An 11753-nucleotide genomic window follows, 5' to 3' on the forward strand; every position below is an offset into this window, starting at 1 on the left:
CATGCGACTGCGGAAGATCTTCGTCATCGGACTGGCCCTGTCGTTGCTCGGCGTCGGAGTTCCAGCCTGGTCGGAGGACGATCCACGAGGCTGCAACGACCTGATGTCCGGCGACACCCCGGCGTACGTGGTCTGCCGCTGGCTGGCCACCCCCGACGAGGCCGCCGACATCGCCCGGTTCTGGCTGGAGAACGACGGCAAGAACATGATCGACTCGGGCCCGATGCACGAGATCGTGGTGGACTGCACCGAGGCGGGCAACGAGTGCGCGACCGACTCCGAGGGCGACGGCGAGATGCACGACGTCGGCTCCCCGGACGTGGACGGCGCCGAGGACGGCGGCACGCCGGACAACTGCCAGGACGGCCAGAAGTGCTACATCGACCCCGACGAGATCTCGGCCGCCGCCAAGACCGCCGCCGCCGAGAGCCCCGCGGGCCAGGCCGTGAAGAGCGCGGTCCAGGCCGGCCTGCGTACGTGGATCGAGACCGAGCTGGCCGACGACTACAAGGCGGGCAAGCTTGAGGAGGCCGCCAAGAAGGTCGCTGGCCTGGCCGCGCAGCCCGGCGTCGCCGGGATCAGGTTCACCTCGCAGCTCGGCTACAACCAGACCTTCGCCACGGCCGAGGAGCTGGACAAGTTCGTCGCCGAGACCACGACCGCGCTGCGCAAGCTCGTGCCCGGCAAGAAGCTGGCCGCGCACACGGTGGTCCCGCTGTTCGGCTGCGGCGCCAACGACGCCTGCAAGGCCGAGATGACCAAGAAGTACCCGCTGCTGGACCCCGCCCGCATCGGCGCCTGGCTCTCCGCCGGCCAGATCGACCAGCTGACCCTGGACACCGCCCACCTCGCCACCGAGTACGCCACCTGGAAGATCGACGCCAAGGAGGCCCAGCGCAACCAGTGGATCCAGGTCCGCGCCCGCGCCTGGGACGCCTACGCGCAGATCGCGGCCGAAGACGCCGGGTTCACCGCGGCCGGCAGCTCCGCGCTCACCGCCGAGCACGACGCCCAGGCCATCACCGACCGCGTCGCGGCCCCGCTCCAGGCCGACGCCGCCGAGACGGTCGTCCTGTGGAGCCGCTGGCAGGACGCGCAGGGCCAGGTCAACCGCGTGTACGGCGAGAAGTGGGCCGCCAACGCCACCTGGGACCAGCTCAAGAAGCTCGGCACCGTACGCCCGAGGCTGGCCACCGTCTACGACTACAGCAGCCCCGAGACCGACGTCGCCACGGACATCAAGAACCTGTCCGAGGTCTTCGGCCAGGTCTACCTGCACACCGCCTGACCTGGAACGTCCGCCCTCGACCGGACGGGCCGGGGGCGGTCAGGGCCGGGCGGCGATGAGGGCCTGGCGGGCGCGGAGCACGATCTCCAGCTCGAACCTGACGTCGGGATCGGCGAGCTGGTCGCCGTAGAGCTCTTCGAGCTGCCGCAGCCGGTAGCGCACGGTCTGCGGGTGCACGTGCAGCCGGGCGGCCACCTCCGCGGCGCCCCGGCCGTGCCGTAACCAGGCGAGCAGCGTCTCGGCCAGCCGGTCCTGCTGGGCGGGCCGCAGGTGCGCGAGGGGTGCGAGGCGTACCTCGGCCAGGGAGCCGACCAGTTCCTCGTCCTTGAACACCACGAGCGCGGCCATGTGGTCGGCGCAGCGCAGCAGCCCGCTCGGCAACACGCCGCGCCGCGACAACTCCAGCGCCTCGCGCGCCCACCTCAGGGACGTCGCCGCCGCGGCCAGCGGTACGGCCGGCCCGATCGCGGCACGCCGGCCGCGCAGCGCGTGGTCGAGCAGCTGAGCCTGCCCCGGCCCGTCCGGATCGGGCACCAGCAGGCAGGGCGCGGGCCGCTCCAGCCCGCCGAGCACGTCGGGCGGCAGCGCGGGCGCCCGGTACGTCCCGTGCTGGTCGTCGAGCGCCACGCCCGCGACGGTCCTGGGCAACCGCCATCCGGCGGCCTTGGCCAGGTCGGCGATGGCCTCGGGGGCGGCGGGCGGCCGGCTCAGCAGCAGGTCGAGCAGGCGGTTGCGGCGGCGTTCGATCACGCCGGACGCGTGCGCCCTGGCCTCGTCGAAGCCCTCGGCGGCGGCGTCGGCGAGCTGGTCGAGGTAGACGAAGATGGCCTCGCCCAGGTCGTACAGGGACTGCGGGGTCAGGCCGAGCGGGTCGGCGATCTCCGTCAGCCGCCGCCAGCTCACCCGGGCGCCCAGCCGCATCGCCGCCTGCAGCGGCTCCAGGTTGCGGCCCTCGGCCGCCTCGCCCTTGCCGATCATGCGGAACGGCTCGGGGTCCCAGGGGGCGCACGGGTTCTCGATACGGTCGAGGAAACCGTCGATGGCCTCCTCGACCGCCTTCTTCACGACTTTGATGTAGATCTCGTCCGTCGGTCTGGCGTACTCGGGGATCCGGGTCTGGATCTCCTCGATCACCTCGGCCGAGACCTTTCCGATGCCAGCCCTGAGCGTTCTCACGATGTCCGCGGGGAGCCGGGTTTCGCTGATGTCACTCTTGATGGCCATCGTCCCTCCTGTCGCCATTGTGACGTAGGCGACAAGAGTTTGCCTAGCAAGAGCTTGTTCTTGTCATTTCTGGAAGAACGCGCCGAACTCCTCCACGTCAATCAGGCCGTCGCCGTCCTTGTCCAGCTTTCGCACGCCTTCCTGCGCGGCTTCCAAGGTGACGGGCTGGCCGAGCACCTCCATCAGGCGGACGAGTTCGACGGCGGAGATACGGCCGTCCTTGTCGGCGTCGATGAGGTCGAAGGTGAGGGCGTGATCGCTCATTGGGGGTGCCTTTCTGGTGTTACCGGTGCGTCGGGTCAGACCTTAGTGGCGACTTCCCCGAACCTGCCGATGAATTCGGCGGAACATCGAATCGGGACAAAATCCGCCCTCCTCCGCATTCCGACGGCTCGACAGCCGGGTCATCTGACGAGTACGACGTACAGATGCGTATTCGACAGGCGACCTCGGCCGACGCGGGGGCGATCGCCGAGGTCCACGTACGGTCCTGGCAGGCCGCCTACCGTGGGCTCGTCCCGCAGGACCACCTCGACGGCATGAACGCGGCCGCCCGCCGGCCCGCGTGGGAACGATGGCCGGCCCGTACGGCCTGGCCCAGGGAGGGAACCCTCGTGGCCGAGGCCGACGGGCAGGTGGTCGGGTTCACCGGGCTGCTGCCCGCACGGGACGAGGACGAGGACGGCGCGTCCGTGGCCGAGGTCGCCACGATCTACCTCGTGCCCGAGAGCTGGGGGCAGGGGATCGGCAGGGCGCTCATGGACGCGGCCGTCGCCGCGCTGACCCGGGCCGGCTACCGGCAGGCCGTTCTGTGGGTCCTGGACGCCAACGTGCGCGCCAGGCGGTTCTACGAGGCCGCCGGATGGCACGACGACGGGGTGGTCAAGGACGACGACAGCCGGGGTTTCGTGCTCACCGAGGTCCGGTACCGACGTCCGCTCGACTGACCACACGCACGGGTACGCCGGGTCAGGGCCTCGCGGCGGCCTGCCGGAGGGCGTCCACGAAGGTGGTGACCTGGGGGCGGGCGTCCCCCCGGCGCCAGGCGATGGCGAGTTGTCCCGGGGGCAGGCCGGCCACCGGGCGGTAGACCATGCCCGGCCGCTTGTAGAGCGTCGCGTTCCCCTCGGCCACCAGCACGACGCCCAGCCCGCTGATCACCGCCTCGAACACCTCCTCCGGCGTGTTCGCCGTGACGCCGACGACCGGATCGTCGTCCCGCGCGTCCCGGGCGAGCCAGAAGTCGCGCAGCGGGCCGGCGGCCGGGGGCAGCGCGACGAACGGTTCGTCCCGCAACTCGGCGAACGGGACCTCGGCCAGCTCCGCCAACCGGTGGTCGGCCGGCATCGCCACCCCCCGCCCCTCGGTGACCAGCACGTACGTCTCCAGCCCCGGCGGCACGGGCAGCCAGATGAACGCCACGTCGGAGGACCCGTCGGCGAGGCCGCCGCTGGGGTCGTCCCAGCCCACGAGCCGGAGCGAGACCTCCCAGCCCGGCAGGGCCCGGCGGAACAGCCGCAGCGCCTCCTGCTGCAACCCCCTGCCGACGGCCGTCTGCATCCCGATGACCAGCGTCCCCGTGGCGGCGGCGGCGCGCGCCGTCTCCACCCCGGCGGCCCAGCGTTCGAGCAGTTCCCGTGCCACGGGCAGCAGCGCCTCGCCCTGCCGGGTCAGCGTCACGCCGCTGGGCACGCGTTCCAGCAGGGCGAACCCGAGCTGCCGCTCCAGCACCCTGAGCTGCTTGGACAGGGCGGGCTGCGAGACGAAGAGCCGCTCGGCGGCGCGCGTCACGTTCAGCTCCTCGGCCACCGCGACGAAGTAGCGGAGCTCCCGCAGGTGCACGTCCATAACCGTTGGTTATAGCAAAGGGTCTTGGACGCCGACCGCCCCCGCGCGGCACGATCTCCGGCATGAAGACACGTGAGCTCGGAACACTGCAGGTCCCCGCCCTCGGTTTCGGCGCGATGGTGCTCTCTCCCGGTGTGTACGGCGACATCGACGACACCCGTGCGCAGACGGCGTTGCAGGCGGCACTGGACGGCGGCGCCACCCATATCGACACCAGCGACGCCTACGGCCCGGACGGCCACAACGAACGCCTGGTCGGCCGCGCCCTGAAGGGCCGCCGGGACGAGGTCGTGGTGGCCACCAAGTTCGGCCTGGCGATCCCGGACGGCGAGCCGAGCCGTTCGTACCCGGTCGGCTACGCCTTCAACGAACTCCGCGTGAACGCCGAACCCCGCCTGGTCCGCCGCTACGCCGAGCGCAGCCTGCGCAACCTGGACACCGACGTGATCGACCTGTACTACCTGCACTACCCGGACCCGGGCGTCCCGCTGGAGGAGACGGCCGGCGCGATGGGGGACCTGGTGCGCGACGGCCTGGTCAGGCACATCGGCCTGTCGAACGTCACGGCGGACCAGCTCAGGGCCGCCCACGCCGTGCATCCCGTGACGGCCGTGCAGAACGAGTGGTCGATGTGGCGCCCGGTGGACCCCGAACTGCTGGCCACGGCCCGCGAACTGGGTGTCGGCCTGGTCGCCTGGAGCCCCCTCGGCAACGGCTTCCTCACCGGTACGGTGCAGCGGCTGGACGAAGGCGACTTCCGCCACAACGCGCCCCGGTTCTCGGCGGACAACCTGGCGAGCAACAACGACCGCTACGCCCCGATCCGCACCCTGGCCACGAACCTCGGCATCAGCCCCGCCCAACTGGCCCTGTCCTGGCTCCTGCACCAGGACGAGCACGTGGTGGCGATCCCGGGCAGCCGCACGCCGGCCCACATCGAGGAGAACCTGGCAGCCGCCGACCTCGTCCTCCACGCGGACACCCTGAGCAGGATCGACGAGGCGCTGACCAGGTTCGAGGTGACCGGCGGCACCCTCCTCTGAGCGCCTGGGCGCCTCGGTCAGGGGGCGTCGTTGCGTTCGATGAAGACCGTCGGGGCGTTGTTGTCGCGTACCAGGCGGGAGAGCAGGTCGGCGAGGGTGGCGCGTTCGGTCTCGTCCAGCCCCGAGGGCAGCTCGTCGATGCGCCGGCAGGTCTCGGTGTAGAACTCGTCGGCGAGCTTGGCGCCCTGCTCGGTCAGCTTGACCTGGACCGCGCGACGGTCCTTGGGGTTGGGCTCGCGGCGCACCATGCCGCGCTGCGCGGTACGGTCGACCAGCTCGGTGAGGCTGGACTTGGCCAGGCGCAACATCGCGCCCAGCTCGCTCATCCCGTACGGCTGCGCCATCAGCACGCACAGGAGCTGGCCCTGCTGGGAGGTCAGCCCGTACTCGCGGGCGGACTCGGCGTAGACGGCGTTGACCAGGAAGGTCGACCGCACCAGGGCGGGGACGACTCCCAACTGCTCCTCGTGCTTGGCCATAAGATCAGTTTAGCATAAACAGTTCGGCTAGCGAACTATTGTGCGCACGAGCACGCGCTCGGTGGCCCGGTGTTACGCGGAGTTCAACGCCTGGACCGACTCCGAGGTGGCGGCGATCGTGGCCGGGGCGGGGCTGCCGTCCGCACCCAGCGCTCGCGCTTGGCGATTAAAAGGGCATTTGTCCCGTTTAGCTGGGTAGCACGGCGCCATGCGACTGACGTACACCTCTGACCTGTGGTGGAAAAATGCCGTCGTGTACTGCTTGGACGTCGAGACGTTCAAGGACGGTAACGGCGACGGCGTGGGCGACTTCCGCGGTTTGACCCAGCAGATCGACTATCTGGCGGGGCTCGGCGTGACCTGCCTGTGGTTGATGCCGTTCTTCCCCACCCCCAACCGGGACGACGGGTACGACATCACCGACTTCTACAGCATCGACCCCCGCCTGGGGACCTTGGGCGACTTCGTGGAGTTCATGCGGACCGCCCACGACAGGGGCCTGCGGGTGATCGCGGACCTGGTCGTCAACCACACCTCCGACCAGCACCCATGGTTCAAGGAGTCGCGCAGGAGCAAGGACTCGCCGATGCGCGACTGGTACGTCTGGTCCGACAAACCGGAGCCCGACGACCCCAAGCAGGTGGTCTTCCCCGACAAGGAGAACTCCGTCTGGCAGTACGACAAGGGCAGCGGCCAGTACTACCTGCACAGCTTCTACCGCCACCAGCCGGACCTGAACGTCGGCAACCCCGAGGTCAGGGACGAGATCACCCGCATCCTCGGCTTCTGGATGGAGCTCGGGCTGGCGGGCTTCCGCGTGGACGCCGTGCCGTTCCTCATTGAGAACGTCGCCCCCGAGCTGGCCGACCCGCACGAGTTCCTGGCGGACCTGCGGGCGTTCATGACCAGGCGCAAGGGCGGCTCGATCCTGCTGGGCGAGGTCAACCTCCCGTACCGGGACTTATTGCGGTTCTTCGGTGAGGGGCTCGGTGACCAGCTCACCATGTGCTTCGACTTCATCGGCATGCAGAACAGCTGGCTCTCCCTGGCCCGCAACAGCGCCCGTCCCCTGATGGACGCCTTGAAGGACCGTCCCCGTGCTCCCAAGGACTGCCAGTGGGCGATGTTCCTGCGCAACCACGACGAGCTGACCCTCGACAAGCTCACCGAGGAGGAACGCCAGGAGATCTTCGAGGCGTTCGGCCCCCGTAAGGACATGCAGATCTTCGGTCGCGGCCTGCGCCGGAGGTTGCCGACGATGCTCGGCGGGGACCTGCGGCGCGTCAAGATGGCCTACAGCCTGCTGTTCTCCCTCCCCGGCACCCCCGTGATCTTCTACGGCGAGGAGATCGGCATGGGGGAGAACCTCGACGAGGAGGGGCGGCTGGCGGTCCGCATCCCCATGCAGTGGTCCGAGGACGGCGGCTTCAGCCAGTCTCCCGACACGGTCCGCGAGGTCCCGGAGGGCTCCTTCGCGCCCGACCGGGTGAACGTGGCCGACCAGCGACGGGACACCGACTCGCTGCTGCGCTGGTTCCAGTTGCTCATCGAGCGGTATCGCGAGTGCCCTGAGCTGGCGTGGGGGCAGTACACCGTGCTGGACGCCGGTGACGACGCGGTCTTCGTGCACCGCTGCGACGCCGACGGCGCGACGGTCGTGGTCGCCCACAACCTGTGCGACACGGCCAGGGACGTCGAGCTGCGACTGGACGGCCTGGAGCACTGCGACCTCACGGACCTGCTGGTGGACGGCACGCTGAAGGTGTCGTCCGACGGCACGGTCAAGCTCGCGCTGGATCCGCACGGTTGCCGCTGGCTGCGTGCTTCCCCTCCCGAGCTGCCCCCGGAGGACGCCTCGGTCATGTCGCAGTGAAGGCTCAGGGCGCGGGGGGCGGGTAGGCCGACATGGCGAGCTCGGCGATGCTCAGCAGGTCGGCGTAGGGGGCGCCGTCGCGTGACTGCGTGGACATGCCCTGGATCACCGAGGCGAAGTAGGTGGCCAGGGCTCCCGTGTCGGTGCCGGGGGCCAGGCGGCCGGCCGCGACGTCGTCGTCGATCCGTCCCCGCAGCGCCGCCTTGGCCTTCTCCCTGAACCCGCGCAGCAGCTCCTCCACCTCGGCGGACTCGGGCCCGCAGTTCACCGCCGCGCTGATGATCAGGCAGCCGGGCGGGTGGCCCGCGTCCGCGTACTCGGCCGCGGACTCGCGCAGCACACGCTCGATGGCCTGCCGGCCGGTGGGCTCCTCGGCCAGCGCCCTGGTGGTGAAGGCGCCGTAGGTCTGCTGGTAGCGCCGTACCGCCTCCTCGAACAGCCGCCGTTTGTCGCCGAAGGCCGCGTACAGGCTGGGGGGTTTGATGCCCATGGCGGCGGTCAGCTCGGCGATCGAGGTCGCCTCGTAGCCGTGCCGCCAGAACGCGCGCAGCGCGCTCTCCAGTGCGGTGTCCCTGTCGAAAGCTCGTTGCCTGGCCATGTCCACATTCTATAGCGATCGCTATGTTATTGTTTCTGTATCGATCGCTAAAGAAAGGGTTCGAGCGATGAAGACTGCCCTGGTCACGGGTGCCGGCAGGGGGATCGGCCGCGCCATCGCGCTGCGCCTCGCCAAGGACGGGTTCCGCGTGATCGTCAACTACGCCAGGGACGCGGCGGCGGCCGAGGAGGTCGTGAGGCTGATCGGGGCGAACGCGGTCGCCGTCCGGGCGGACCTGGGTGTGCCCGAGGACGTCGCCCGGCTCGCCGAGCGGGTGGCCGACGAGACGGACGTGCTCGACGTGCTGGTCAACAACGCGGGCATCGGCACGTCCAAGCCCCTCGCGCAGGAGACGGAGGAGGGCTACGACCGGCTGTTCGCGGTCAACGTCAAGGGCCTGTTCTTCCTCACCCGGCAGGTGTTGCCGCTGATCCCGGACGGCGGCCGGATCGTCAACATCACCTCCGGCGTGGCCCGCATCGCCTTCCCCGAGGCCATCGGGTACTCGATGACCAAGGGCGCGGTGCAGGTGTTCACGCTGGCCCTGGCCAAGGAGCTGGGCCCGCGTGGCATCACGGTCAACAACGTCGCGCCCGGCATCATCGACACCGACGTCAACGCGGGCTGGCTGCGGGGGAACCCCGAGGCCCTCGCGTACGCGGCGAGCAGGCACGCGCTCAACCGGATCGGCCTGCCCGAGGAGATCGCGAACGTGGTCGCGTTCGCCGCCTCGCCCGAGGCGAGCTTCATCACCGGCACCACCCTCGACGCCACCGGCGGCGGAAACCTCTAGGAGACAGATCATGCCCTCGGTCATCCACGACGGCGGTCACGTGCACTTCAACCGGGCGGGCAGCGGCCCCGGCCTGGTCATGGTGCACGGCACCGGCGGCGACGCCGCCACCAACTACGCCCACCTCGTCCCGAACCTCGCCGACATCCGCACGGTGATCACCCCCGACTACGCGGGCAGCGGCGAGACCACCGACCCCGGTGGCGACCTCACGCTCGACCTGCTGATCGAACAGGTCGCGGCGACCTTCCCCGAAGGCGGCCCGTCCGACCTCGTCGGCTTCTCGCTGGGCGCCGTGGTGGCGGCCGGGCTCGCGGCCCGGTATCCCGAGCTGGTCAGGCGGCTGGTGCTGATCGCGGGCTGGACGCACGCCGGCGACCCCCGCCTCCAGCTCGGCCTGCACACCTGGGCGCGCCTGGCGGCCACCGACCCCGAGAGCTACACGGCGTACGGCCCGCTGGTCGGTTTCAGCCCGGCCTTCGTGAGCGGCCTGGGCGAGGACGGCCTGAAGGCGATGCTGGCCGGCGACCCGCCGCCCGGCACCGTACGCCAGATCGAACTGGACCTCAGGACCGACATCCGGGACCTGCTGCCCGCGATCACCGCGCCCACACTGGTCATCGGCTGCACGCAGGACCACCTCGTCCCGGTCGAGCACGCCCGCGCCCTGCACGCCGCGCTGCCCGGCAGCCGGTACGCCGAGCTGGACAGCGGCCACGTGGTGTTGCACGAACGTCCCGCCGAGGTGACAGCCCTGATCCGCGATTTCGTAACCAACGAGTAATTTGTCCTGGTTACCCTCCAGGCACATGCAGACCAAGAAGCTCGCCGTCTCCGGGGCCGCCGCGGTGGCGGCGCTGGCCCTGGTGGCGCTGCCCGCCCACGCGAACGGGGACAAGAGCGTCACCGTAACCGTGATGGGGACGTCGGACATCCACAGCAACGCCCTCAACTGGGACTACTTCAAGGACGCCGCCTACTCCGACAAGCAGGGCAACACCATCGGCCTGGCGCAGGTGTCGTCGCTGGTCAACAAGGTCAGGGCTGAGCGCGGGGCGGACCACACGCTGCTGTTCGACTCGGGTGACACCATCCAGGGCACGCCGCTGGCGTACTACTACGCCAAGGTCGAGCCGATCACCGAGACCGGCCGGACCCACCCGATGGCCAAGGCCATGAACGCCATCGGCTACGACGCCGTCACCCTGGGGAACCACGAGTTCAACTACGGTCTGCCGCTGCTGGCCACCTGGATCAAGCAGATGCGGGCGCCGGTGCTGGGCGCGAACGCGGTGCAGGCCAAGAGCGGGCTGCCGGCGTACGAGCCGTTCGTGATCAAGACGATGAAGGTCAAGGGCGACAAGCCGATCAAGGTCGGCGTGCTCGGCCTGACCAACCCGGGCGTGGCCATCTGGGACAAGGCGAACGTCGAGGGCAAGCTGCGCTTCACCGACCTGGTCGAGTCGGCCAGAAAGTGGGTGCCGGTGATCCGCGGCCTCGGCGCGGACGTGGTCGTGGTGACCGCCCACGCGGGCGACAGCGGCATGTCCTCCTACGGCACCGACCTGCCGGTGGAGAACGCCTCGGCGCTGGTCGCCGAGCAGGTGCCGGGCATCGACGCCGTGCTGTTCGGCCACGCGCACAACGAGGTCGCCCAGCGCTTTGTGACCAACAAGGTCACCGGGCAGCAGGTACTGCTCACCGAGCCGGGCAAGTGGGGCCAGCGGCTGTCGCGGCTCGACTTCACCCTCACCAAGCAGCGCGGCAAGTGGGTCGTGACCGGGAAGACCTCCGCCACCCTCAACACCAACACGGTCACGGAGGACCCGAAGATCGTCTCGCTGCTGAAGCCGCAGCACGACACCACGATCGGCTACGTCAACAAGGTCGTCGCCAAGTCGGCCGAGGAACTGTCGGCGGCCGAGTCGCCGTACAAGGACACGCCGATCCTCGACTACATCCAGCAGGTGCAGACCGAGACCGTGAAGGCGGCCCTGCCGGACAACACGCTGCCGGTGTTGTCCATCGCCGCGCCGTTCAGCCGCACCGCGGTCTTCCCCGCCGGTGACGTGCGCGTCAGGGATGTGGCCGGGCTCTACGTCTACGACAACACGCTGCTGGCGATCAAGCTGACCGGCGCCCAGATCAAGGACTATCTGGAGTACTCGGCCCGGTACTTCAACCAGCTCAACCCGGGCGACCCGGTGGACGTCACCAAGCTGACGAACGCCGCCAACACCCCGGACTACAACTACGACCAGCTCTCGGGCGTGTCGTACGACATCGACGTGGCCAAGCCCGCCGGGCAGCGCATCGCCAACCTCACGTTCGAGGGCGCGCCGATCCCGGCCGGCAAGGAGTTCGTGGTCGCGATCAACAACTACCGCCAGTCGGGCGGTGGCGGCTTCCCGCACGTCACCAGCGCTCCTGTGCTGTACAACGCGCAGGTGGAGATCCGCCAGGCGCTGATCGAGTACGCCACCGCCAAGGGCACGATCAACCCCGCCGACTTCGCCTCCGCCAATTGGAAGCTGACCCGCGACGGGGCTCCGCTGTTCTGAGCCGCCGTCCGTGACAGGGCGGGTGCCCGGCCTGGGTGCCCGCCCT

12 protein-coding genes are annotated in these 11753 nt (G+C 69.9%); 7 read left to right on the top strand and 5 right to left on the bottom strand.

Annotated features, from left to right (window positions below):
* Position 1 precedes the first annotated feature (1 nt).
* Positions 2-1288: a hypothetical protein gene (locus DMB42_RS48325; RefSeq protein ID WP_125647548.1), complete on the top strand. Its 1287-nt coding sequence runs from the start codon at positions 2-4 to the stop codon at positions 1286-1288.
* 39 nt (positions 1289-1327) lie between these two features.
* On the opposite strand, the gene DMB42_RS48330 is transcribed toward DMB42_RS48325, so the two are convergent.
* Together DMB42_RS48330 and DMB42_RS48335 are read right to left on the bottom strand one after the other, a co-directional pair.
* Complete coding sequence (locus tag DMB42_RS48330) at positions 1328-2512, bottom strand: helix-turn-helix domain-containing protein (protein WP_260478376.1); 1185 nt, start codon at positions 2510-2512, stop codon at positions 1328-1330.
* A gap of 63 nt (positions 2513-2575) precedes the next feature.
* On the bottom strand, positions 2576-2776 hold the full coding sequence (locus tag DMB42_RS48335) for an EF-hand domain-containing protein (protein ID WP_125647551.1): 201 nt from the start codon (positions 2774-2776) through the stop codon (positions 2576-2578).
* A gap of 164 nt (positions 2777-2940) precedes the next feature.
* On the opposite strand from DMB42_RS48335, the gene DMB42_RS48340 reads away from it, so the two are divergent.
* Positions 2941-3459: a GNAT family N-acetyltransferase gene (locus tag DMB42_RS48340; RefSeq protein ID WP_125647553.1), complete on the top strand. Its 519-nt coding sequence runs from the start codon at positions 2941-2943 to the stop codon at positions 3457-3459.
* Between the two features lie 22 nt (positions 3460-3481).
* Here the strand turns inward: DMB42_RS48340 and DMB42_RS48345 are convergent, their stop codons facing one another.
* Positions 3482-4360: a LysR family transcriptional regulator gene (locus DMB42_RS48345; protein WP_125647556.1), complete on the bottom strand. Its 879-nt coding sequence runs from the start codon at positions 4358-4360 to the stop codon at positions 3482-3484.
* A 62-nt stretch (positions 4361-4422) separates the two neighbouring features.
* Here DMB42_RS48345 and DMB42_RS48350 point away from each other — a divergent pair, with 62 nt between their 5' ends.
* Positions 4423-5403: an aldo/keto reductase gene (locus DMB42_RS48350; RefSeq protein WP_125647559.1), complete on the top strand. Its 981-nt coding sequence runs from the start codon at positions 4423-4425 to the stop codon at positions 5401-5403.
* A gap of 17 nt (positions 5404-5420) precedes the next feature.
* Here DMB42_RS48350 and DMB42_RS48355 read toward each other — a convergent pair whose 3' ends face one another.
* Positions 5421-5882 carry a MarR family winged helix-turn-helix transcriptional regulator gene (locus tag DMB42_RS48355; protein ID WP_125647562.1) on the bottom strand — a complete coding sequence of 154 codons (462 nt, stop codon included), beginning with the start codon at positions 5880-5882 and terminating at the stop codon, positions 5421-5423.
* Positions 5883-6090: 208 nt separating this feature from the next.
* Between DMB42_RS48355 and DMB42_RS48360 the strand changes: the two genes are divergently transcribed.
* The gene (locus DMB42_RS48360; protein ID WP_125647565.1) at positions 6091-7755 is read left to right on the top strand and encodes an alpha-amylase family protein; all 1665 of its coding nucleotides are present in this window, start codon (positions 6091-6093) and stop codon (positions 7753-7755) included.
* Between the two features lie 4 nt (positions 7756-7759).
* Here DMB42_RS48360 and DMB42_RS48365 read toward each other — a convergent pair whose 3' ends face one another.
* Complete coding sequence (locus DMB42_RS48365) at positions 7760-8353, bottom strand: TetR/AcrR family transcriptional regulator (protein ID WP_125647568.1); 594 nt, start codon at positions 8351-8353, stop codon at positions 7760-7762.
* A 67-nt stretch (positions 8354-8420) separates the two neighbouring features.
* On the opposite strand from DMB42_RS48365, the gene DMB42_RS48370 reads away from it, so the two are divergent.
* The 3 genes from DMB42_RS48370 to DMB42_RS48380 are packed head-to-tail and all read left to right on the top strand — an operon-like array spanning position 8421 to position 11707.
* Positions 8421-9146 (top strand): SDR family NAD(P)-dependent oxidoreductase, encoded by a 726-nt coding sequence (locus tag DMB42_RS48370; protein WP_125647571.1) that lies wholly within the window; start codon positions 8421-8423, stop codon positions 9144-9146.
* Between the two features lie 10 nt (positions 9147-9156).
* Positions 9157-9930, top strand: a complete 774-nt coding sequence (locus tag DMB42_RS48375) for an alpha/beta fold hydrolase (protein ID WP_125647574.1) — start codon at positions 9157-9159, stop codon at positions 9928-9930.
* 25 nt (positions 9931-9955) lie between these two features.
* Positions 9956-11707, top strand: a complete 1752-nt coding sequence (locus tag DMB42_RS48380; RefSeq protein ID WP_125647577.1) for a bifunctional UDP-sugar hydrolase/5'-nucleotidase — start codon at positions 9956-9958, stop codon at positions 11705-11707.
* The last annotated feature ends 46 nt before the right edge of the window (positions 11708-11753 follow it).

Origin of the sequence: Nonomuraea sp. WAC 01424 (assembly GCF_003947315.1) — a bacterium.
Lineage (GTDB): Bacteria > Actinomycetota > Actinomycetes > Streptosporangiales > Streptosporangiaceae > Nonomuraea > Nonomuraea spiralis.